Annotated in this window: 23 protein-coding genes; 10 read left to right on the top strand and 13 right to left on the bottom strand. The window is 71.5% G+C overall.

Going from position 1 to position 20,308, the window contains the following annotated elements:
* Positions 1-19: 19 nt before the first annotated feature.
* The 4 genes from WME75_RS18380 to WME75_RS18395 form a co-directional block, all read right to left on the bottom strand.
* A complete protein-coding gene (locus WME75_RS18380; RefSeq protein ID WP_437492563.1) occupies positions 20-1,210 on the bottom strand; it encodes an endo-1,4-beta-xylanase in 1,191 nt (396 codons plus the stop codon).
* A gap of 124 nt (positions 1,211-1,334) precedes the next feature.
* Positions 1,335-1,601: a DUF6289 family protein gene (locus WME75_RS18385; RefSeq protein WP_437492566.1), complete on the bottom strand. Its 267-nt coding sequence runs from the start codon at positions 1,599-1,601 to the stop codon at positions 1,335-1,337.
* A 120-nt stretch (positions 1,602-1,721) separates the two neighbouring features.
* Positions 1,722-2,552, bottom strand: coding sequence for a class I SAM-dependent methyltransferase (locus tag WME75_RS18390; protein ID WP_437492569.1), 831 nt, complete (start codon positions 2,550-2,552; stop codon positions 1,722-1,724).
* Between the two features lie 102 nt (positions 2,553-2,654).
* Positions 2,655-2,897 carry a hypothetical protein gene (locus WME75_RS18395; RefSeq protein ID WP_437492571.1) on the bottom strand — a complete coding sequence of 81 codons (243 nt, stop codon included), beginning with the start codon at positions 2,895-2,897 and terminating at the stop codon, positions 2,655-2,657.
* A 436-nt stretch (positions 2,898-3,333) separates the two neighbouring features.
* On the opposite strand from WME75_RS18395, the gene WME75_RS18400 reads away from it, so the two are divergent.
* From WME75_RS18400 to WME75_RS18420, 5 genes are all read left to right on the top strand, one after another.
* Positions 3,334-4,239 (top strand): DNA-formamidopyrimidine glycosylase family protein, encoded by a 906-nt coding sequence (locus WME75_RS18400; protein WP_437492574.1) that lies wholly within the window; start codon positions 3,334-3,336, stop codon positions 4,237-4,239.
* Positions 4,240-4,519: 280 nt separating this feature from the next.
* Entirely contained in the window at positions 4,520-5,107 is a 588-nt protein-coding gene (locus tag WME75_RS18405) for a hypothetical protein (RefSeq protein ID WP_437492577.1), read from the top strand.
* A 370-nt stretch (positions 5,108-5,477) separates the two neighbouring features.
* Complete coding sequence (locus WME75_RS18410) at positions 5,478-5,726, top strand: hypothetical protein (RefSeq protein WP_437492580.1); 249 nt, start codon at positions 5,478-5,480, stop codon at positions 5,724-5,726.
* Entirely contained in the window at positions 5,726-6,133 is a 408-nt protein-coding gene (locus tag WME75_RS18415; RefSeq protein WP_437492583.1) for a hypothetical protein, read from the top strand. Before WME75_RS18410 ends, WME75_RS18415 begins: the two co-directional genes overlap by 1 nt.
* Positions 6,105-7,739 (top strand): tetratricopeptide repeat protein, encoded by a 1,635-nt coding sequence (locus WME75_RS18420; RefSeq protein WP_437492586.1) that lies wholly within the window; start codon positions 6,105-6,107, stop codon positions 7,737-7,739. Before WME75_RS18415 ends, WME75_RS18420 begins: the two co-directional genes overlap by 29 nt.
* A gap of 16 nt (positions 7,740-7,755) precedes the next feature.
* On the opposite strand, the gene WME75_RS18425 is transcribed toward WME75_RS18420, so the two are convergent.
* The 5 genes from WME75_RS18425 to WME75_RS18445 form a co-directional block, all read right to left on the bottom strand.
* Positions 7,756-8,856: an AI-2E family transporter gene (locus WME75_RS18425; protein ID WP_437492589.1), complete on the bottom strand. Its 1,101-nt coding sequence runs from the start codon at positions 8,854-8,856 to the stop codon at positions 7,756-7,758.
* Between the two features lie 453 nt (positions 8,857-9,309).
* Positions 9,310-9,840 carry a pyridoxamine 5'-phosphate oxidase family protein gene (locus WME75_RS18430; RefSeq protein WP_437492592.1) on the bottom strand — a complete coding sequence of 177 codons (531 nt, stop codon included), beginning with the start codon at positions 9,838-9,840 and terminating at the stop codon, positions 9,310-9,312.
* A 200-nt stretch (positions 9,841-10,040) separates the two neighbouring features.
* The gene (locus WME75_RS18435; RefSeq protein ID WP_437492595.1) at positions 10,041-11,045 is read right to left on the bottom strand and encodes a zinc ribbon domain-containing protein; all 1,005 of its coding nucleotides are present in this window, start codon (positions 11,043-11,045) and stop codon (positions 10,041-10,043) included.
* Positions 11,042-12,115, bottom strand: a complete 1,074-nt coding sequence (locus WME75_RS18440; RefSeq protein WP_437492598.1) for a hypothetical protein — start codon at positions 12,113-12,115, stop codon at positions 11,042-11,044. The genes WME75_RS18435 and WME75_RS18440 overlap by 4 nt, the downstream gene beginning before the upstream one ends.
* Before the next feature lie 124 nt (positions 12,116-12,239).
* Positions 12,240-13,271, bottom strand: a complete 1,032-nt coding sequence (locus WME75_RS18445) for an alpha/beta fold hydrolase (protein WP_437492601.1) — start codon at positions 13,269-13,271, stop codon at positions 12,240-12,242.
* A gap of 31 nt (positions 13,272-13,302) precedes the next feature.
* Between WME75_RS18445 and WME75_RS18450 the strand changes: the two genes are divergently transcribed.
* Positions 13,303-13,503 (top strand): hypothetical protein, encoded by a 201-nt coding sequence (locus WME75_RS18450; RefSeq protein ID WP_437492603.1) that lies wholly within the window; start codon positions 13,303-13,305, stop codon positions 13,501-13,503.
* 582 nt (positions 13,504-14,085) lie between these two features.
* Positions 14,086-14,976 (top strand): vWA domain-containing protein, encoded by an 891-nt coding sequence (locus tag WME75_RS18455; RefSeq protein WP_437492606.1) that lies wholly within the window; start codon positions 14,086-14,088, stop codon positions 14,974-14,976.
* A 102-nt stretch (positions 14,977-15,078) separates the two neighbouring features.
* Here the strand turns inward: WME75_RS18455 and WME75_RS18460 are convergent, their stop codons facing one another.
* The gene (locus WME75_RS18460; RefSeq protein ID WP_437492608.1) at positions 15,079-16,140 is read right to left on the bottom strand and encodes an extensin family protein; all 1,062 of its coding nucleotides are present in this window, start codon (positions 16,138-16,140) and stop codon (positions 15,079-15,081) included.
* A 77-nt stretch (positions 16,141-16,217) separates the two neighbouring features.
* Here WME75_RS18460 and WME75_RS18465 point away from each other — a divergent pair, with 77 nt between their 5' ends.
* From WME75_RS18465 to WME75_RS18475, 3 genes are all read left to right on the top strand, one after another.
* Complete coding sequence (locus WME75_RS18465; RefSeq protein WP_437492610.1) at positions 16,218-16,358, top strand: hypothetical protein; 141 nt, start codon at positions 16,218-16,220, stop codon at positions 16,356-16,358.
* A 258-nt stretch (positions 16,359-16,616) separates the two neighbouring features.
* Positions 16,617-17,219: a DUF4360 domain-containing protein gene (locus WME75_RS18470; RefSeq protein ID WP_437492613.1), complete on the top strand. Its 603-nt coding sequence runs from the start codon at positions 16,617-16,619 to the stop codon at positions 17,217-17,219.
* Positions 17,220-17,313: 94 nt separating this feature from the next.
* The gene (locus tag WME75_RS18475; protein ID WP_437492615.1) at positions 17,314-18,255 is read left to right on the top strand and encodes a hypothetical protein; all 942 of its coding nucleotides are present in this window, start codon (positions 17,314-17,316) and stop codon (positions 18,253-18,255) included.
* A gap of 51 nt (positions 18,256-18,306) precedes the next feature.
* Here WME75_RS18475 and WME75_RS18480 read toward each other — a convergent pair whose 3' ends face one another.
* The 3 genes from WME75_RS18480 to WME75_RS18490 form a co-directional block, all read right to left on the bottom strand.
* Positions 18,307-18,732, bottom strand: a complete 426-nt coding sequence (locus WME75_RS18480; protein WP_437492618.1) for a hypothetical protein — start codon at positions 18,730-18,732, stop codon at positions 18,307-18,309.
* Positions 18,733-18,937: 205 nt separating this feature from the next.
* Positions 18,938-19,537, bottom strand: coding sequence for an RES family NAD+ phosphorylase (locus tag WME75_RS18485; protein ID WP_437492619.1), 600 nt, complete (start codon positions 19,535-19,537; stop codon positions 18,938-18,940).
* 18 nt (positions 19,538-19,555) lie between these two features.
* Positions 19,556-20,188, bottom strand: a complete 633-nt coding sequence (locus WME75_RS18490; RefSeq protein WP_437492621.1) for a hypothetical protein — start codon at positions 20,186-20,188, stop codon at positions 19,556-19,558.
* Positions 20,189-20,308: the final 120 nt, after the last annotated feature.

Below are 20,308 nucleotides of genomic sequence, written 5' to 3' on the forward strand. Positions count from 1 at the left end.
CGGGCGGCGGGGCGAGGGATCACTCGCCGCGATCGAGGAAGTCCATCAGCCAGGCCATGGCCGGCCGCAGGGTGCCGTCCGGGTGCAGGAGGCCCGTGTTGTCCCGCCAGGTGGAGCCGACGACGTAGCCCCAGAGGGTGATGCCTTTGACGGCGCTGTGGTTGTAGAACATCGTGAGCTGCTCCTCCATCACCTGGCGCTGCGCGTCGTCGTCCGAGAGGCCGACGTCGTACTCGGTGATGTACACGGGCAGGCCCGTCGCGGCGAGCCCGTCGATGTAGCCCTTCACGGTGCTGGTCTCGAACTTGTACGCGTCGTGGGCCTCCGCGCCGAGGGCGTCTATGGGAGCGCCTGCGTCCAGCAGCGTCTCCACGAGCTCGACGAAGCGCTCGTGCTCGCTCTCGTACTCGATGTTGTTGTAGTCATTGAGGATCAAGGTCGAGCCCGGGCAGAGCTCGCGAGCCCACTTGAAGGAGTTGACGATCCAGTCATGGCCGCTCTCGCCGTCGCCCCCGATGGCGTTCTTGAAGACTGGCGTGGTGTGGGGCGGCGGCTCGTTCACGACGATGATGTACTCCGTGTCGGGGTACCGCTCGCAGAACGCCTGCATCCAGCCCCGCACGGCCTGCCGCTGCTCCTCCGCGGTGAGCCTCCCGAGCCAGGACGGCGGCGTGGCACCCCAGACGAAGTTGTACTGCGTGAAGGGGATGTCGTTGTCCTGCGCGTACCTGTAGACCGCGTCGAGCCTGCTCCAGTCGCGAACGCCGTGGGACCTCTCGATGGAGGTCCACCTGCCCTCGAGCTCGGGCGTGATCTGGTCCCAGTACTGGATGAAGTCGTCGCGCAGGGCGCCGTTCGTCGTGATGTTGCCGACGAACTTGCGGGGGCTCGGGCTGCCCGAACCCCCCGACCCGTCGCCGGAGCCGCCGGCCCCGGAGCCGCTCGTTCCAGAGGCTCCTGCGCCGCCGTCGCCGGAGCCGCCCGCACCGGAGCCCAGCGCACCCGTGCTGCCCGTGCCGGCTCCGCCTGCGCCGGTTGCGCCGGCGCCGCCGCCAAGGCCCCCCGCTCCCATCGCGCCGCCCGCGCTCGATGAGCCGCCCGGGCCAGCGTCCGCCGTGTCCACCCTGCCAGAGCAGCCGGAGAGGGCCGCGATCCCGAGCGCGATCGAGATCGTGCCGTACAGCCATCGAGAAGAAGGGTCCTTGTTCATGCCAACCCCCGCAAGCAGGAAGATCTTGATCTGTGACTCTTGGAGCGGGAAAGCCGAGTGGCATCCGCATGCGCCGGAGAGCACGCGCCCGGCGTCACGTCGCGGTCGGGTGGCGCGCTTTCCCTCAGGGAGGAGGCGGGGTGCAGAGGAAGCACCCGCCGCACTCGTGGTGCGGCGTCTTGGTGCCCCACGCGATCGGGTTGTTGCAGCAGTCGCGGCCGTACTGGCCGACGACCGTCGTGTGGCTCTCGTCGCTGTAGTAGGTGCAGTTTGCCCCGGGCGCCGCCTCGCTCGAGGGGGCCAGGAGGGCGGTGGTCCCCAGCATCGCCGCGCCTGCCGTCAGGGCAGCGATGAAGAACCGCAATCGGGTAGCAGGGCCGAACCGACGCATGGAAGCTCCTTTTGCGATGGAGGCCTGCGCGGCCTCCGTCTCTATGCGGGACACCTTAAACCGATTGTCCGGCTCGAGCAAGCGCTCCGGCCGGAGCGCCCCATGCGGCTATCTGCCAATTCAGCCCTTGACGGCCTGCAAGGTATAGCTCGCCGCCAGCCGCTCTGGCTTTTCGCGGAGCCGCCATTCGCCGCGCCCGTCGTCCACCATGCCCGCTCCGAGCGGATTCCAGGGGACCGAGTCGTGCTCGGTGAGCTCGGTCAGCCGCAGGTTCGCCGCGAAGAGCGCGGAGATGATCTCGCCGAGGCCGTGATTGAAAGCGATGGTGTCGGGCGCGGCGAGCTCTCCCTCGTGGGACACGTAGGTCTGCTTCTCGTGGAACAGCGTGCCGCCCTCGACCTCGAAGTAAGGATACTCCACGACCAGGAGGCCGTCGGGGCGCGGATCGGCGAGCGACCATAGCATCGGATGCCCCTCGCGCATGAACAGGCGACCCCCCGGCTTCAGCAGCGCCGCCACCGTGGTGGCCCAGCGCTGGATGCTGTCAAGCCAGCACAGCGCGCCGACGCCCGTGTACACCACGTCGAAGCGCTCGGTCCCCAGCGCCGCGACCGCGTCGTAAAGATTGCTGCACACGTACTCGATCTCGGCGCCGCAACCCGCGGCCAGCCGCCGCGCCACGGCCAGCGCCGGCTCGGAGAAATCGAGGCCGGTCATGCGCGCTCCGAGGCGAGCGAGCGACAGCGTGTCCGTGCCGATGTGGCACTGCAAATGGACGACGTCGAGGCCGCGCACGTCGCCGAGCCGGGCGCGATCGAAGTCGACAACACCCGAGAGATGCCGCGGGTCCTCGAGGAACCTGTGGAGCTCATAGCCTTGTTCGTGAAACGGAACGCGGCTGTTCCAGTTCGCGAGGTTGATCGCCACGTAGTCGCGTTCGTGAGAGCTCATGGCGCAAGTATGCCATGGATCGCTTCACACGGCGCAGCGCGGTCTCGAGGTGCTCGCCCCGCAGGCTGTGGAGCGAAGACGGCTCCCTCGAGCCGTGGGCGCCTAGCGCCGGGGCGAGAGGACGACGATCGACGTCGGCGTCACCAGCAGATCGTCCGCGCTCGACGGGTCCACCTTGCTCGGCCGGGGGAGGATCTCGGCATTCCATCGCGCCGGGGGGAGCCCGCAGAGCGCCTTGATGTCGCCCACGCGCGTCGGGCCGCGGGCGGTCACCGCGAAGATCTCCGAGCTGCCGCTCGCGTCCCGGATGTCGACCCAGATCTTCATCATGGTGGACGACAGCATCTGCGCGACGGGAACCTTGCCGGCGACCACGGGGAACCAGACCGCCGACTCCCTGCGCCTTGAGGAGAAAGCCGTTCGCCTGGGTCCCCGGGATCGCGTGGTTGTCCGAGGGCGTCCGGCCGACGCTGACGAGCACGCACTCGCGGCCATCCCCGGCGACGGGCACGGGGAGCGGCGCGTACCGGAGACGGAGCTTCCTCGCCCCGCCGGAGGGGTGGTTCGACCCGTCGGAGAGACTGAACCCCAGCTCGTCCGGCATCCATGCGACCGGCGGCCGCTCGGCGCCTGACGCGCTCGGCGCCTGTCTCCTGCGCGGCGACATCGAGCGACGCGCCCACAGCGCGCATGCGCATCCGGCGGTGGAGCACCTTACCTCCTCCGCGCTCGTGCCCCTTGCGATCCGGCCGGTCTGCACCAGAGCCACCGGGAGCCGCTCATGCCTGAAGGCGACACCCTCTTCCGGATCGCCGCTGCCCTGGGTCCCGTGCTGGAGGGCGCGCGCGTCATCGCCCTGGAGCTGCCCCGGAGCGACCGGCGGTGCGACCAGCTCGTCGGCCGCCGGGTCGAGCGCGTGGAGGCGCGCGGCAAGAACCTCTTGATCTTCTTCGACGACGGCACCGTCCTCCACACGCACCTGCGCATGAGCGGCGCGTGGCACCTCTACCGCGAGGGGGAGCGCTGGAGGCGGTCCGAGGCGACGGCCTCGGCCATCCTCGCGGTCCCGGGCTACGTCGCCGTCTGCTTCCGTGCGCCGATCGTGCGCCTGCTCCGCGCGAGCGCCGTGCGCGGCGACCGTCTGCTCGGCGGCCTCGGACCGGACCTGCTCGGCGACGGCTTCGACGCCGCGGAGGCGCTCCGCCGCCTCCGCGCGCTCGACGACGTGCCCCTCGGGGTCGCGATCATGGACCAGCGCGTCGTCGCCGGCATTGGCAACGTCTACAAGAGCGAGCTCCTCTTCCGGAGGCGGCTCGACCCGTTCGCCCCGGTCCGGGCGTACTCGGACGAGGAGCTCTCCGCGATGCTCGACCTCGGCCGCCGCCTCCTGCAGGCCAACGTCGAGCCGCGGGACGCCTCCGGCGCGTACCGCGGCCCCACCGCGCACTACCTCCACACGCGCACGACGCGCACCGGCTTCGATCGCGGCAGGCGGCCTGTCGGCGTCTACGGCCGCGAGGGGCGCGCCTGTTACGACTGCGGCGCCGCGGTCCAGATGCGCCGGCAGGGGACCATGATGCGGTCGACGTACTTCTGTCCCCGTTGCCAGCCGGCCCGCGCCGCGACGGAGCCAGCGCCGGCGGACGGAGCTGCGCCGCCGGCTGGATCTGCGCCTCCCGCGCCGTGACCACGGCCGCCGGCGGCCAGCGCCAGCGCTCCCGGGGCTCGCGCGGCGCGCGCCTGTCTCGCCCGGCAGACCTTTGCGGCGGATCGAGCGTACGATCGGCCTCATGCTCACCGCCCGCTTCCCCCTGCTCCTTCTCCTCGTGTTTGCGCCTGCATGCAGCCATCCCCTGGACGAGCCCATCTCTCCGGATGCCGAGAGCGAGAGGGCCTCTCCCTCCGGCGGCGCGTCTATCTCTCCGTCCGCTGCGCCCCCGGCGGCGCCTGCGGATGGGGCCGCCGAGATGGACGCCCGTTTCGCCCCGCTCGTCGCGTCGGCCTTTCGCGACTACAAGGCCTGGGGTCGCGTCGACGACGAGCTCCGCTGGGCGCCCTGGCTCTGCCGCCTGCCGCTGCCCGGCCGTGCCCGCATGAGCGCCGCCGAGGACGGCGGCCACGCCCGCAAGCTGTACTCGGTGTTCGCCAGGCACCGCGATCGTTATCCGCTGGTGCAGGGCGAGGCGCCCGTGTCCCAGCCGGTCGGGCAAGTGCTCGTCAAGGAGAGCTACCACCCCGAGCTCGTCGAGGAGGGGGCTCCCGAGCTCCCGCCGCATCCGCCCTCGGCGCCGGACGGCGCCTCCGGCACACCGGATCATTTCGATCCTTACCTGCGCGACGGCGATCGCGTCTACCGCGCGTCGCGCTTCGCCGGCGCCTACGTGGTGCTCAAGGTCGCGCCCGAGACACCCGGCACCGACGCCGGCTGGGTCTATGGCACGGTCACGCCCGGGGGCGAGGTGACCTCCGCCGGCCGGGTCGCGTCGTGCATGGGATGTCACGTGAGCGCCCGCCACGAGCGCGTCTTCGGGATCGCGCCTCCAGCGGGGCCCTGACGGACTCGGGGGGGCGGCGCCGCGTCGCTCTTGTGCCTCCGCCGGCATCTTGGACTACCCTGGCGCCTGGAGCCCTGGCACCTCATGTCCAACCTCGTCCGCCGTCCTGCGTCCCCTCTTGCCTACGCGAAGACGCTCAAGGACGTCGTGCGCAACTGCGACCCGGACGTGCCGCTCCCGAACGACGATCCGCGCTGGCAGGATTTCTCGCTGGCACGCGGCGATCAGTCGATGGAGGCGCTCGAGAAGGAGCTCGAGTGGCGGCCCGACGACCGGTTCGTCCACGCCACCTTCGTGAGCCACCGGGGGGGCGGGCAAGAGCACCGAGATCCTCCGGCTCACCGAGCGGCTGAGCGAAGCGTACGAGCCGGTGTACATCGAGGCGACGGTCGAGATGGATCCCTTCCGCATCGAGGCGGAGGATCTGCTGCTCAACATGGCGCTGGCCGTCGAGCAGAGGATGCGCGAGCGGGGGACGCCGCTGCCCGCGGAGCTGCTGAAGCGCGTGACCGGATGGTTCGATGAGGTCGTCCGCACGACCAAGTGGGCGCAGAACTTCAACGCCGAGGCTGCGGCGGGGATGGAGCTCAAGACGGGGCTGCCCCTGGACGGGATCTGATGGAGCAGGCGCTCTCCCTCCGGATGGACCTCGACACGGTGATCCCGGAGCGGGAAGCTCGCGATCGCCTGATCGCAGCGAGCGGCGGGGCGGTACGGGAGCTGCTCGACCTCGTCAGCCAGGCTGCCTACATGGCGCGCGGCGCGGCCATCACCAGGGCCGACGTCGAGCGGGCGGTGGCGTTGCGCAGGCAGCGAATGCGCGATCTCATCAATGCGAACGGTTGGCTTGACGCGCTCGTCAAGCTCGCCCGGGACAAGCAGATCTTCCCTGACAAGGCGTGCATGGACGTGCTCTTCCACCGGCTCGCCTTCAAGTACAACGGCGATGGCTGGTACGACGTCCACCCGCTCGTGGCCGAGATCCCGGAGTTCGTGAATGCGCGCCTCGACATCCTCCGCCGCTAGCGCAGCAGAGCCGCCCGCCGGGCCGAGCGGTGAAGCGGCGCGCGCGGAGGCCGGTAGCTTCGAGCGCATCGTCGGATCGGAGCGCGGGGCCGCCTACCGGCGCTTTATCGACTGGTCTGTCGGAGAGGGCTTCACGCTCGCCGTCGTGGAGATCAGGCGGCCTGCGCAACGTGAAGCGCTCGCCGAGGCGACGGGCGCGGTCGTGCCGAGGCTGTGCATCGCGAGGCTCGCTTCCGTTGGTGCACGATCGATTCGCACTCTCCTCGAGGAGGTGTGTCCGTCTCCAGCGGAGGTCTCGATGCTCATGCTCACGCACCTCGAGGAGTCCCACGATGCCGGCAGGATCTGCGCCGAGCTCAACGTGCACCGGGACGAGCTCGCGCGCCGGTTCGCTGTGCCCTGGGTGCTGGTGGTCCATCCCGCAGCGGCGCTGGCCCTGCAGCGTGATGCGCCGGACTTCTGCGATTTCGCCGGGCTCTGGCTCCCCGAGGAGCCGGATGAGGGAGCGGAGCCGCTGCTGGAGCAGGCCCTCCACGCGCCGGCGGCGTCTTCCGGGTCAACCGTCCGTCTCAGTCCAGACGTGACGATGACGCCGAAGGATCTGCTGTCGCTCGCGCATGAGGCCGTTGTTCTCGGGCATGTCGATCAGGCAGCGGACTTGCTCGCGCAGTACGACATGAAGCATCCAGACGCTCGAACCCAAGATGCTCGACGCGTGCACATGGACGGGTTGCTGCTGGGGATACGCGGTCACCTGGACGAGGCGCTCACGCGTTTTCACGCGGCGCTGGAGCTCTGCCACGGAGACGGCGATCGACCTACGATCGCGGCGCTCCTCGAGGAGATCGCTCATGTCCGCATGACCCAAGGCGATTTCACCGCCGCAAGTCACCTCGCACAACAGGCGCTCGAGCTGTTCGAGCAGCTAGGAGACCAGAGGAACCGGGCGGCATCGATGTCCCAGCTGTCCACCATCGAGCTAGGCCTGGGCAATGACGAGAAAGCACTGCAGCTGGCACGAGAGGCACTGAAGCTCAGCGAGGAGCTCGGAGATCAGGTAGGGCGGTCCAGATCGCTGTATAATCTGTCGAACATCGAGAAACGCAACGGCAATCACGCGAAAGCGCGAGAGCTCGTGCTCGAGTCCCTCAGGATCAGCGACATGCTCGAGGACCGGAATGGACAATTCGTGTCACTGTACCATCTTGCGACGCTTGCAATCCATCAGGGCAACTACGTGGAGGCGCGAGAACGACTGCGCGAGGCGCTTGAGCTCAGCGAGGAGATGGGAAATGCAATGTATCGCTCGGCGGCGCTTCACGCGCGGGCCACCGTCGAGTGGCGTGAAGGCAATCCCGCTGAAGCGAGAGAGCTGTGGCGCGAATCGCTAAAGATCAGCGAGGCGCTTGGGGCCAAGGAAATCCAGGCAGGAGCGCTTGTCTCGCTTGGCCGGCTCGAAGCCGTGCAAGGGCGACTCAAGCACGGCTTGGCGCTCGTGCGAGAGGGGGTTGGCATCTTTAAAGAGCTCGGCGGCTCGAATCTTCCTGAAGCAAGGGAGATCCTGCGCAAGCTGGAGAGCCTCTCGGCCGCGGACGTGCCAGGTTAGGCCGGCAGAACCCCTGCTACCCGGACCGCCGCGCCCCCGCGACGCTCGGCCGCAGCAGCGATGGCGGCGGCTCCTCGCTCGCCTGCGCTGCCTCGTGCGCATGCTCCTCCGGCGCCGGCTCCATGATGCGCGCGATCCACGAGAGCCCCTCCACGTTCTCCAGCGTGATCTTCGCGACCATCATGATCGGGACCGACAGCAGCGCCCCCGACGGCCCCCAGAGCCAGCCCCAGAAGAGCATCCCGAGGAGGACGGCGAGCGGGGACAGCCCCAGCGTCCGCCCGAGGACCCGCGGCTCCAGGACGTTGCCCACCAGCAGGTTGATCAGGAGATACCCGGTGGCCACGATCGCCGCGGTGCCGGGTCCCTGGCTCGCCAGCGCGGCGAGGACGGCCGGGATCGTCGCGACCGCCGCGCCGATGTTGGGGATGAAGTGCAGGACGAACAGGCTCGACGCCAGGAGGAGCGCCAGATCCACGTCCAGCAGGACCAGCATCACGTAGGCGAGCACGGCGACGAGCAGGCTCGTCATCGTCTTCACGACGAGATACTTCTTGACCTCTCGCACGATGCGCTCGACGTGCTCGAGCCCGCGCCCCGGGTCCGTGATGATCGCCCGGATCTTCGCGCCGGCCCCCGCGAACTCGCAGAGGGCGAAGAAGACCACGAGGAGCACGACCCCCAGGTTCGACGCCGCGCTGGCGACCGTCACCGCGGCCCCGCCGAGCAGCGGCACCAGGGACGCCGTGTGCAGCGTCCGCGACAGGAACTCCGGGTTCACCGGCAGCCCGCGCTCGGTGAGCGTCGCCGCGAGCGCCACGGTCATGCTGGAGGCGCGGGCCAGGTAGGCCGGCACCTTCTCCTCCAGCTCCACCCCGGCGATGGTGACCACCGCCCCCACGAAGACAAGGATCGCGAGGTCGACAACGAGCGCGGCCAGCGCCCCGATGGCCGGGGGGAGCCCCCGCCGGGTGACCCAGCTCGCGATCGGCGAGGAGATGGCCGCGAGCGCGATCCCGAAGAGCACCGGCACGAGGAACGGCTCCGCGTAGCGCAGCCCCACGATGACGACGACCGTGGCCGCCGCGACCATGATCATCTGAGCTCGACGAGACATCGTGAAGATCCCCATGCCTGACCTCGTTGCTGCCGGGTTCCCGCGTCACGCCATCCCAGAGGAGGGAGCACGGCGTAACGTGATTCCGCGATTCCGTGATTCCATGAATAGCAAGGGGTGCGCCACGCTCCGTCCCGCTGGATCCGCGGCGCGCGGCGCGTGCTACCGTGCGGCATCGGCGGTATTCGCGAGCTCGCCGCGCTGCGCGAGGCGCTCGGTCATCGTGGGGGAGCATGGATGTGGGGCCAGCGTGCGCGCAGCGGTGCGATCTGCGACGCGCTGGCCTGGACGCTGAAGGGAAGGGGACAGACTCAGGAGCACCGCGAAGGGCGGTGGGGCGCGATGTCGCATGCGGCGCCGCGCCACGTCGGCCGCGTGGGCTGCATCGGCCCGCATGGACCGCATCGGCGCGATGCGCCGCGGCGATCTGGCGCCGCGCCCCCGCGGAGATCGCTACCGCGCGGACACCCGGCCGTCGCCCGTGGGCCCGCCGTTCAGCGGCACCGCGGCGTGCTGGGCGGCGTCGGTCTTCGGGGTCGTCCCGGTGACGTAGGCCTTGACCGCCTCGACAAGGAACCTGAGCCCGGCCGCACCCTGGTTGTCCCAGTACTCGCCCTCGCGCGGGCTCACGTGGATGAGCGCGAGGTGGGGATCGTCCTTGCCCTTCGGGAAGAAGACCTTCGCCTCTTCCGACCACAGCTCCTCGATCTTCGCCCGGCTCCGCACGATCGAGGCGCGCCCCGAGAGCGACAGGAAGCGGTGCTCCTCCTGGAGGGTGACGTTCACCTCCGGGTGCGACTCGATCTCGTCGATCTTGCCCGAGTCGATGCTCGTCATGAACCAGATGTCCCCGGTGCCGTCGTCGACCTTCGTGAGCGCCATCGGACGCGCCCGCAGCGCCCCGTGGCTCGCCTGCGTGACGAGCATGGCATTCCGGAACTTCTTGAGGATCTCCAGCAGCTTTTCTCGTGACCCAGTTTCCATGGTGTCCTCCGTAGTCCCGGCGGTAGTTGCGAGATCCGGACCATGGCCGGCTCACGCGCGAGACCGCGAGAGGAACGGCTCTGCCGTGCCGCACCGGGCGCGCATTCGAGGCATTCCGCCACAGCCTCCGGCGCGGATCCTCGCGCGTGCGAGCCGCCGCCCGGAGGAGCGGAGGCGGGGGTTCGCGCGGCGCCCGCGAGCTACCCTGTGCGGGTGAGCGCGAACACCGCGACGACGAGCGCGACAAGCGCGAGCGCGCCTGCGATCACCAGCGCCACCTTGCCCCACGCGATCGGCGCCGTGCCCGTGACGCGGCTCGCGTCCTGGCCGTGCACGATGGCGCGGTAGCTGCGCCCCTTGTAGCGGTAGGCGAGCACGTACGACGGCAGCGCCACCCGGCGCGCCTCGAGCGCGCGCAGGAGCACCGCCACGTGCACGTTCCGGAAGGTCGACCCGGGGATCACGCCCTGCTTCAGGGTGTCCTCCGCGGTCGCGGCGATCCGCTCGCTCAGGATCTTCCGCGCCGCCGAGCGCTGCGCGTCGAACTGCTCCAGCACCGCGTCCGCCGGGCCGAGCTGCTGCTGGGTCCGGTGCGCGGCCGGCACCGCCTGATCGAACCGGAAATACGGCGCGAGCTCCCGGGACTCATCGAGCGACAGCCCGCGCGACGCGGACACGAGCAGGCCGCGGAACGGCAGCTGCGTCTGTCCGGCGTGCGGGGCCCAGGCGCTCCGCAGGGCGCCCGCGTTCGAGTCCGCCGTCCAGCTCACCACCGCGTCCGCGTTGACGAGCCAGCCCGCCCACCAGATCGGGCGCAGCCCCTCCACGGTCGCCGCCTGCGAGAGGTCCGACGGCCGGAAGAAGCCGAGGGTCGACATCCACTGCCGCAGCGCCTTGTCGGCCTGCGCGGGGGGCACCCCGAACGGGAGCAGCCAGTCGGCCTGCTCGATCGGATCGACCGGCTGCTCCAGCCGCGTGATCGCGCCGCAAAAGCGGCACTTCGGCGCCTGCGCCTCGGCCGAGTACGCGACCGCCGCGCCGCACTCGGTGCACCGCAGCACCTGCACCGGCGGCGGGGCCGGGCCGCTCCCCTGCGGCGCGGCGAGCCCGCAGACGGCGCAGCGCAGGTCGCCCGGCTCCAGCGGCCCCTGGCAGCGGGCGCAGCACCGCGCCACGGCCGTCGAGACGCCCATGCTCATGCTCATCGCGTCCCTCCGGTCGGGGTGGGCCTGCTCCCGCCGGGGCGGACGCGCTCGGTCGGCGCGGGCGCGGGCGTGGGCGCGGTGATGAGGGCCGGCGGCCTCGTGACGCCGCGCCGCTCGGCCGGGTCGCGGTCGCGGGCCGCGGCCAGGACGAACGGCGCCGCGATGAGCAGGATCACGAGCAGCACGGCGAGGACGATCTTGACCCAGGAGAGCGGCGCCTTGCCGTGGATCGCGCCGGTCTGGCCGTTGATGAGGACCCGGAACGGCGGCTCGCGCGGGTCGTGCCGGATCGCGAGCACCCAGAGCGGTACGTAGAGGAGCTCGAGCGTCTCCTGGTCGAGGCGCGTCTCGTGGGTGAGGCCGTGGTGGCTGTCCCCGGGCATGAAGCCCGCGAGGTCGCGGCCGATCTTCTCGAGCGCCTCCCGTCGCGCCAGGGCGTAGCACTCCGGCTGCGTCATGGTCGGCTCCTCGGCGACCCAGCCGCTGAGCACCGCGGGCGTGTAGCGCCGCATCGTGCGGAGGTCGAACGGCTCGATCGCCTCGAGCTCGGCGTTCTGGACGGCGCGGGACGCGACGACGAGCACATCCATGACGTAGGTGGCGTGCTGGCCTTCGAGGTGCCGGTGCTCGGTCCTCGTGACGACGCGGGTGCGGGTGACGCTGTTCCCCTTGTCGTCGGTCGTCGTGTACGTCTCGGTCTCCTGGTAGTTCTCGCCGATCTGCGCCGCGTAGCGCGTCTGCGCCATCGCCGAGTACAGGTACGCGGGCGTGTAGACGCCGCGGATCGCGTCGATCGTCCCCCTCTTGACGCTCGACTGCGCGAAGAGGCTCCGCTTCCCGAGCCACGCCGTGACGGCGCCCTGCGCGCTCTCCCGGGTCATGGCGAACCCGAGGACGAAGTGCGGCGACGGCCGGTCGTTCGACGGCGCGCGCTCCACCACCGCCGGCGAGGCGCAGTAGGGGCACACCGCGGTCCGCTGGTCCGCTTCGACGCGCAGCGAGGCGCCGCAGGTCTCACATTCGAGTTGCACCTGCGCCCGAGAGAACCGCACCGGAGGGCGGTGCGTCAACAGGGAAGGGGCGTCGCCGCGCCGGCAGGGGCGCGCCGCCGTCGCCGCGCCGGCAGGGGCGCGCCGCCGTCGCCGCGCCGGCGGGGTCGCGCCGCCGTCGCCGCGCCGGCGGGGTCGCGCGGCGTCAGCAGGGGACGGGCGGCGGGCGGCTCCCGAGGTCGGCGGGAGAGGCCGAGTGGGCGGCGTCCTGCTGCGGTGTTTGCCGGAGCAGCGGTGAGAGCGTCCGCGTCGCCCATTGCCGGACCGGGGCGTCCGCCCACGGCTGCCACCGCGGGCTGGCCTGCGGCGCGACCGCCGCGCGGGGCGCGCGTGCCCCGGCGCGCAGGCGCGGCGCAGGCCGAGGCTCGTCGAGGAAGCGCAGGAGATCGGGGGTGAGGTCGGCCACCGCTTCCCGGTGCGGGTAGTGCCCCGCCTTCGCGTAGCGACGCACCGCCACGCCCTCCAGGTAGCGGTCGATGTCCGCCGCGTGGCGCACCGGGAGCACGGGGTCGCGGTCGCCCCAGTAGACGGCGAGAGGCGGTATCTCCGGGATCCGGTGCGCGATGTCCATGAGGTGCTCGCGCTGGCCGCGCAGATCGATCGCGTGGCGGAGCGTGCGCGACAGGGCGCGCGCCGTGCCGGGCCGCGCGTTCACCCGGGCGAGGTGCCTGCGCTCGTCCGCGTTGAAGTTGCCACCGAGCACGAGCATCCCCGCGTGGGTGCCGACCCCCATCAGCACCGGCACGGCCAGCTCCAGCAGCCCTGTCACCGCGGCGAAGCGCAGCGGCAGCGCGACCTCGCTCCCGATGCCGCCCGCGGCGACAAGCCCGAGGCGGTGCACGCGCCCCGGCCGCTCGACGGCCACGCACATGGCGATGCTGCCGCCGAACGAGTGCCCGATCAGATCGAAATCGCCGAGCCCGAGGGCGCGGATCCATTCCGCGACCACGCCCGCATACCAGGCGACGGTGTAGGGAGCGTCCGGGCGGGCCGAGTGCCCGTGGCCGGGCAGGTCGACCGCAATGACGCGGCGCCCGCCGGCCGCAAGCGCGGGCGCGAGGCGGTTCCAGGTCCGACAGCTATCCGACAGGCCGTGTACGAGGACCACGGGGCGCTTGCCCGCGCCGCCGTTCCGGGCAGCGCTCCACTCCTCCCAGTGGACCTCGCCTGCGGACAAGACGCGAACATGGCTGCGACACCTGATCGACATGTTCTTCTTCAAGAATTCGCACGAAGCGCCGCGTCTGTCCAGATTGCACACCGGTCACAACTTCGTTGTGGGCGGCCGCATGGCGCCCCGCGAAGCCCATTTCGCGTTCGGTGTGGGTCCGATGACGCCAGCGTGCGCCATGCTGGGACGCGAACCGGACAACGCTGTCATGGTATTTGTGCCATCGGAGCGCTGGTGACCGAGCGCTGGTGACCGTGGTTGGGCTGCGTGGCCCGTGCGATCCGGCGCGTTGGGGCGGGCGGCGTTCCGGAGCGGGGCGTCGTCGGGACGGCGCCGCGCGTGCGGCATCCAGGTTGCTCAGCGGGTCGCCCCGCGCGCGGTGCGGTCGCATCGCGGAGGAGGATGCCTGTGCGAACCGTTCCCGCTGCGATATCTCTCTGTCTTCATGCCGTGTCGGCGGCCCTCCTCGGCGGCGCAGGCCTCGCCGCCTGCAGCGGGGAGGATGCCGCCGACTCGGGGGGGATCCTGGGCAACCAAGAGCCCGCCCCGGAGCCGCCCCGCAGCGACGGCGTCGCGAGCGCCGGCGCCGGCACCAGCGCCGGCGCCGGTGCCGGCACCAGCACCGGCACCGGCTTCGCGACCGCGGGCGCGGGCGCGGGCGGCGGCTCTTCCGCTGATGGAGCCCAGGCCGAGCCGCCCCCGGAGCCATTGCCGGGCGAGGACGCCGGCGCGCCCCCGGCGTTCACCTGCGAGGGGCTCGACTCGAGCCAGCCCGTGGTCCTGTACGTGTCGGCCGACGACTCCGTCCGAGGGCGACGTCGTGAACATGGTCACATGGAACACCGAGAACTCGGTGATCTTGAGCGGTCACGTGGTGAGCGGCCCGGACGATCCGGCGCTGCTCGAGGCGGCCGACGAGCTCGCCGCCAGCGGCGGCACGGATCTCGAGAGTGGCCTCCGGGTGGGGTATGGGCTCGCGCAGGAGCACTACGAGGCTGACCGGATCAACCGGGTGATCCTGGTCAGCGACGGCGGCGCCAACGTGGGGGTCACCTCAGCGGATCTCATCGCGCGGCACGCGGAGGACGCCGACAAGGAGGCGATCTACCTCGTCGGCGTGGGGGCGGGGCCGGCGCCGGGTTACAACGATCGGCTCATGGATACCGTGACCGACAAGGGTCGCGGCGCCTATGTCTACCTCGATGACGTGGACGAGGCGTTCCACATGTTCCGGGATCGGTTCGACGAGGTGATGGAGGTGGCCGCCCGCGGCGTGCAGGTGGAGCTCACCTTGCCGTGGTACTTCAAGATGGAGAAGTTCTACGGCGAGGAGTACTCGACAAACCCCGAGGAGATCGAGCCGCAGCACCTCGCGCCGGGCGACGCGATGATCTTCAACCAGCTCGTGCGCGGGTGCGATCCCGGCGTGATCAACGACGCCGATGCCCTCACCGTGCGCGCGCGCTGGCAGACGCCGCTCACCCATGAGCCGAAGGAGGCGAGCCGCCAGGCGACGCTCGCGGAGCTCACCGCCGGCAGCAAGGAGCAGCTCGTCAAGGGCAAGGCCATCGTGGCCTACGCCGAGGCGCTCAAGAGCAACTCGAGCGAGGTGCTGCGCGCCGCGCGCGATCAGGTGCTCGCGGCGAACCCGAGCGGCGATCCGGAGCTCGACGAGATCGCGGAGCTGATAGCGCTCCATCCGCAGTACTGAGGGCTCTCCACGGCCTCTGGAGAGGCAACGGTGTGAGCGCCGAGCCGGAAGAGACGACGTCCTGGCTCTCCTGGCAACGGCGCCGCCCCCGCGCAGCGCGGCTCACTCCAGCAGGAAGTAGTGTGCCTCGCGCTTGATATCGAAGTGAAAGTGGTCCGCGTGCGCCTCGTTCGCGTTGGGGGTGAGCACGACGTTGAACAGCCCGCTCGTGTGAACGGCGCAGAGGATCTCCCGCAGCTCGATGGCATGAGGGCTCGGCTCCTTCGGCTCCGACCCGGGGCCGCACGGCGGCGCGCCGATGGCGCCGTGCCAGTCGGTCTTCACGTCGAGCCGCGCGCCGTCGGCCTTCATGAACGCCGCCACGTCGATGGCGAGCCCGAGGGCGTGCTGACTGGGCCGCGCGGGCGCGGCCGCCGGCTTCTCCGGGGCGCGCGCGCCCGGCTTCGCCGCCCTGGCAGCGCCCTTCGGGGCCTTCTTGCCAGCCGGCGACTTCGCGGGCGCCTTCTGCGCCTTCTTCGGCTTCGGCTTCGGCTTCGGCTTCGGCGCGGCCGTGCCGGCGGGAGCGGGCCGGTGCATGCTGACGTGCACCACCTCGATGATCCCGCGCGTCGCGAGGAAGGCGGCGAGATCGTCGAGCGCGAGGACCAGCCGGCAATCGGCGATGTCGAAGGGGGAGATCGACCTGGATTTCGCCACCCCGTCGCCGCGGAACGTGACCCCGTGCAGCGCGCCGGTGATTCGGACCGGCCGGTCGACGAGCGGGGCGCCGCGCGCCGCCGGGGCGTGCGGGATCCCGCGGCGCTTCATCTCCCGGTCGCAGGCGTCGCTCGAGAGCCCTCCGTACGTGGCCGCGCGCGACGTCGCGGACCACACGGGCTTCTCGAACGGCGCGCTGCCCGCGTCCCCGCCGCCGTCGTCCAGAGGGCCGGCCCCACCGTCCGCCGGGGCGCCGGCGTCGCCGTCCAGAGGACCGGCCCCGCCGTCCGCGAGCGCCATCGCCGCGCCCGTGGGTCCGGGCGCCGCGGCTGCCGGGCCCGCCGCTGCATCGGCCCGCCCCGCCGGATCGCTGCGCAGCGAGGCGATGCCGAGCGGCGTGAGGAGCGCCGCGCCGCCGATCAGCGCCGCTCCGACGGCCAGCGCACGGCGGGAAGGGAGCGCGCTCATCCGCGTCGCAGCTTAGCCCGCCCTGGCCCCAGAGAGCACGCCTTGCCGCTCTGCGCGGAATTTGGTCGACTCCCGCGATGTTTCGCCCCCGCACCGCGCTCCTCCGCGGGCTGCTCGACGGCGCCATGGCGCCCGGTGCCCTCGCCGCGACCCCGGCGCTCTTCGTCCCGGTGTTCAACGTCGTTGCCTCGCCGCTCCCGGGCTTCGAAATACAGTGAATCGTCTATCCACCTTTCGCCTGCGCTCCGGGTTCTCATCGAATGTCCGCGCGTCCCGCGGACCTCACGGCGCTCGATGGATTCCGGTCAATCCGCGGCGCGGGCGCCGCGCGAGGGCGCCCCGCGCAGGTTGCGCGGAGCGCGCCCTCATCGCATGCTCGTCAACACATGTCGGCTGGCCTGCGACAGCGGTGATGCGCGCGCGGGTGCCGACGGACGGCGACGCGATGTCGTCTGAAGATGAAAAGGGGGGCAAGCATGTTGCTGCGATGGGCGTTCGGCTTTTCTTCGGCGTTTCTCTTCGCCTTTCCTGCGCTCGCGCAGAATGCGCGGATCGAGTCGTTCACGTATGCCGGCAGCGGATGTCCCGTCGGCTCCGCTGCGGGGGTGATCTCGCCTGATCAGAGGGCGTTGACCGTCATCTTCGACCAGTTCGAGGCGCAGGCCGGCCCGGGCACCGCCCGCGCCGCGAACCGCGCGTTCTGCCAGCTGGCCGTGGATCTTCGGTTCGATCCGGGATGGCAGGTGGCGCTCTTCGACGCCACGTACCGGGGCTTTGCCGACCTGGAGCCGGGGGTCCATGGGCTCCATGAGACATCGTATTATTTCTCGGGCTCGCCGCTCACCTCGGGGCCGCTCACCTGGAGCATGATCGGGCCGTTCACGAACGATTTCTCGCGCACGGACACGTTCGCGACCACGGTCTGGTCCGACTGCGGCACCGTGCGGCCGCTCAACATCAAGACGAGCCTTTATGTCACGAACCGCCTGGCGCAGGCGGGCTCCGGGGTGCTGACGAACGACACCACAGACGTCCAGGTCCGGATCGACTATGCCCTCACGTACCGCCGCTGCATCTGAGCTCCGCGGGATGCCCCGCCGCGGGTCGTGCGACCCGCGGTGACGGGCGTCGACGCCCTGGTGCGGAAGGGCGCCGGCCTGGTACGCTGACCCGATGACGTCCACCCTGCTGATCATTGTGTTCAGCGTCGTTGTACCGCTCGGGATCACTGCGGTGGTCCTCTGGGGGGTCTGGAAGAAGGTCCTCGGACCGCTCCGGGCCCAGCAGCGGGAGCAGCAGCAGCTGCTTCGAATCGGCGTGCCGTGCGCGGCGCGTGTGCTGCAGTACCAGGAGACCGGCATGAAGGTGTCGATGGGCGCCCAGGACTCCTACAGCCTCAAGCTGCTCCTCGAGGTGATGCCACCGGGCATGCCGCCGTATCAGGTGGAGACGGTCGCGCTCGTATCGGTGCTGGCGGCCCCCCGTATCCAGCCGGGGTGCATCGTCACGGTGCGCTACGACCCGGCCAATCCCCGCCGTGTCGCGATGGAGGCGGCGTACCCGCCCGGACAGGGGCCGGCCGCCGCTGCGGCGGCGCTCGGGGGCTATCCCCCGCCGGGGGCTCACGGGGCGCCAGGGCCTCAGCCCGGCGCTTACGGCGTTCCCGCGGGGGCCTATGGGGCGCCGCCCGGCGCTTACGGCGCGCCGCCCGGGGCTCCCCCTGGCGCTTACGGGGCGCCGCCCGGCGCTTACGGGGCGCCGCCTGGGGCTCCCCCTGGCGCTTACGGGGCGCCGCCCGGGGCTCCCCCTGGCGCTTACGGCGCTCCCGCGGGCGCTTACGGGGCTCCTCCCGGCGCTTACGGCGCTCCCCCCGCGGCTCCCCCTGGCGCCTACGGCGCTCCCGCGGGCGCTTACGGCGCCTTCCCTGGAGCTCCCCCCGGCGCCCACGGAGCTCCCCCCGGCGCCCACGGAGCGCCCGCGGGCGCTTACGGCGCTCCCGCGGGCGCCTACGGCGCGCCGCCGGGCGCCCCCGGCCCGTACGGCGCTGGTCCCGACGGCAGCTCCGGAGGGCCGGCGGGTCCTTTCGGGCCCGGCGGCGGCCGGCGCGGCTCCTGAACGGCGTCCTCCCCCGGGCGCCGGCCGCGCCCCATGGCCGCGCGCTCGCGCTCAGACCACCACGCAGCCCGCCGACGTTCCCTGCATGGGCAGGATGGCCTTGATCTCGCCGGTCTCCCCGAAGACCAGGAGCCGCGCGATGATCGCCTGCTTGCCCGCGCTGCAGAGGGGCAGGAGCGCGAGCCGGAGCGCCGGCCCGTTGCCTCCCTCGAACTTGAGGGCGAGCAGCTGCTTCTCATCGCACTCCTCGAGGAGCTCCACGTCCGCCTCCAGGTGGGTCGGCGCCACCCGCACGCACGCCTTGGCCTCGCCGAAGCTGTCGATCGTGCAGCGGTTGGAATCGAGCGAGAGCTGGACCCGGCACGACCCCTCTTCGCCGATCGTCGCGATCTGGATCTGGTGAATCGCGATCCCCTTCTGGAGTGGAATGGGCTCCACGAGATAGCCTGTTTCCAGCCGCAGATTCTTGATTTTCATCGGACCCCCCGCCGCTCGGCCGCGCGCGCCGTGGCCACCGCCCGCCGCGACGCCGCCGCAGCGCGCCTGCCTTCTTGGGAAGCACCGGCTGTGCCGGCGCGCACGCGCGCTCGGTGCGCACGCGCGCGTGGCCCCCGCGCCCGGCGCCGCCATCGCGCTCGGCAGCGCGCCCCGGGACCCCGCGCCGCCGTCCGCTCGTCGAGGCTCAGACGAGCCCGAACTTGTACGCACCCAGGATCCTGGCGAGGAGCGCCGCCTGCGCCGGATCCGCGAGGGAGCCGAGCCGGGTCACCTCCAGCTCCGCGCGGACGCGCTCGAAGAGGGCGGCGCAGACGCGGCTCGGGTCGTGGCGCGCGGCGTAGGCGATGCCGTCGGGTCTCCTCGGGTGGTCGTGGATGGCGAGCGCCCACCGGTGAGCGGCCCCGTAGGACTCGCCCGAGGTCAGGCGGGCGTCGGCCCCGAGGCGCGCGAGCCCCTCTCCGGTGAGGTTCACGAGCCGCAGCGGACGCCTCGGCGAGATGCACGCGAGCCCGCGCGCGGCGAGCTCGCGTTGCTCCACGAGGCGCACGCCTGTCGCGTGGCCGAACACCTCGATGAAGGAGCAACGCTCGTCTTTCCCGGCGTACAGCACCCCGAACTCGCCGGCAGGGGCGTCGAAGCGGTTGTCGCCCGAGCGGCCGAAGTGCAGCGGATCGCGCGCGAGCCAGTGAATCCGGAACCAGCACCGCCGGAAGGTCGTGACGGGAAGCGGCCTTGCCGCGAAGTCGAGGGGCGGGTCCGGATGCGGCCCGAGCGTCGTCGTCATGTCGGCACGGCGGCGCTCTCAGGCCGCGCCTTGCTCTCCGAACGTGCGCGCGGCGAGCCGCACCGGGTCCAGGTCGCCGCGGCGGAGCCGGTCGAGCGGCCGATCGCCGTCGAGGCGGTGGTTGCCGGAGAGGAAGAACCGGACCTTCGCCAGCGGGGGGTGCTCGTCGAGGAGGGCCAGGATCTCCTCCATTCCCGGCAGCACGCCCTCGTCCGCGAATTGCCATGCGGGGTAGAGGTGCCCACGACGGCCGATGTCCACGGCCAGCAGCCGTCCGGCTGCGCGTCGCGCCTCGATCGCCTGCGGCGAGAGGTGAAGCCCTTCGCCGAGCTCCTCCGCCGTGAGCGTGCCCCCTTCGGCGGCGAGGAGCGCGTCCCTCGCCTGGAGGCCGCGGAGGCGGGCCGGCGTGAGCGGATCCGCGGCGAAGAACAGGCCGACGGCGCTCGGCTGCGTGAGCGCTGTCACGAGCGCGTCCGCGTTGCTGGGCGACGCGACGACCTCGCCAAGCTCGCTCTGATCGAGCCGCTCGGCCACCTGGGTGAGCGCATCGATGCCGCGCGCCAGGAACGCCACCCGCAGCGGTTCACCGTCGAACTGGTGGAGTCGCTCGGCAATTTCCGCCAGAGCGCTGGAGTTCCGATTCTTGGCCATGGCAGACCCAGGGGACGATGCAGCGCGCTCGCGGCCCCGTCAACCAAGCGCAGGCCACCTTGCTGCGATAGAACGACCCCGCTGAACGGAACATCAGTGAATGTACATTCCCTGTGTCGC

It is taken from the genome of Sorangium sp. So ce1014 (assembly GCF_051521505.1).
In the GTDB taxonomy this organism is placed as follows: domain Bacteria; phylum Myxococcota_A; class Polyangia; order Polyangiales; family Polyangiaceae; genus Sorangium.

Coding starts and splice junctions, on each gene's coding strand:
- WME75_RS18380 (WP_437492563.1), bottom strand. CDS start 1,210: ATGAACAAGGACCCTTCTTCTCGATGGCTGTACGGCACGATCTCGATC.
- WME75_RS18385 (WP_437492566.1), bottom strand. CDS start 1,601: ATGCGTCGGTTCGGCCCTGCTACCCGATTGCGGTTCTTCATCGCTGCC.
- WME75_RS18390 (WP_437492569.1), bottom strand. CDS start 2,552: ATGAGCTCTCACGAACGCGACTACGTGGCGATCAACCTCGCGAACTGG.
- WME75_RS18395 (WP_437492571.1), bottom strand. CDS start 2,897: ATGCTGTCGTCCACCATGATGAAGATCTGGGTCGACATCCGGGACGCG.
- WME75_RS18400 (WP_437492574.1), top strand. CDS start 3,334: ATGCCTGAAGGCGACACCCTCTTCCGGATCGCCGCTGCCCTGGGTCCC.
- WME75_RS18405 (WP_437492577.1), top strand. CDS start 4,520: ATGGACGCCCGTTTCGCCCCGCTCGTCGCGTCGGCCTTTCGCGACTAC.
- WME75_RS18415 (WP_437492583.1), top strand. CDS start 5,726: ATGGAGCAGGCGCTCTCCCTCCGGATGGACCTCGACACGGTGATCCCG.
- WME75_RS18420 (WP_437492586.1), top strand. CDS start 6,105: ATGCGCGCCTCGACATCCTCCGCCGCTAGCGCAGCAGAGCCGCCCGCC.
- WME75_RS18425 (WP_437492589.1), bottom strand. CDS start 8,856: ATGTCTCGTCGAGCTCAGATGATCATGGTCGCGGCGGCCACGGTCGTC.
- WME75_RS18430 (WP_437492592.1), bottom strand. CDS start 9,840: ATGGAAACTGGGTCACGAGAAAAGCTGCTGGAGATCCTCAAGAAGTTC.
- WME75_RS18435 (WP_437492595.1), bottom strand. CDS start 11,045: ATGAGCATGAGCATGGGCGTCTCGACGGCCGTGGCGCGGTGCTGCGCC.
- WME75_RS18450 (WP_437492603.1), top strand. CDS start 13,303: ATGTTCTTCTTCAAGAATTCGCACGAAGCGCCGCGTCTGTCCAGATTG.
- WME75_RS18460 (WP_437492608.1), bottom strand. CDS start 16,140: ATGAGCGCGCTCCCTTCCCGCCGTGCGCTGGCCGTCGGAGCGGCGCTG.
- WME75_RS18465 (WP_437492610.1), top strand. CDS start 16,218: ATGTTTCGCCCCCGCACCGCGCTCCTCCGCGGGCTGCTCGACGGCGCC.
- WME75_RS18470 (WP_437492613.1), top strand. CDS start 16,617: ATGTTGCTGCGATGGGCGTTCGGCTTTTCTTCGGCGTTTCTCTTCGCC.
- WME75_RS18475 (WP_437492615.1), top strand. CDS start 17,314: ATGACGTCCACCCTGCTGATCATTGTGTTCAGCGTCGTTGTACCGCTC.
- WME75_RS18480 (WP_437492618.1), bottom strand. CDS start 18,732: ATGAAAATCAAGAATCTGCGGCTGGAAACAGGCTATCTCGTGGAGCCC.
- WME75_RS18485 (WP_437492619.1), bottom strand. CDS start 19,537: ATGACGACGACGCTCGGGCCGCATCCGGACCCGCCCCTCGACTTCGCG.
- WME75_RS18490 (WP_437492621.1), bottom strand. CDS start 20,188: ATGGCCAAGAATCGGAACTCCAGCGCTCTGGCGGAAATTGCCGAGCGA.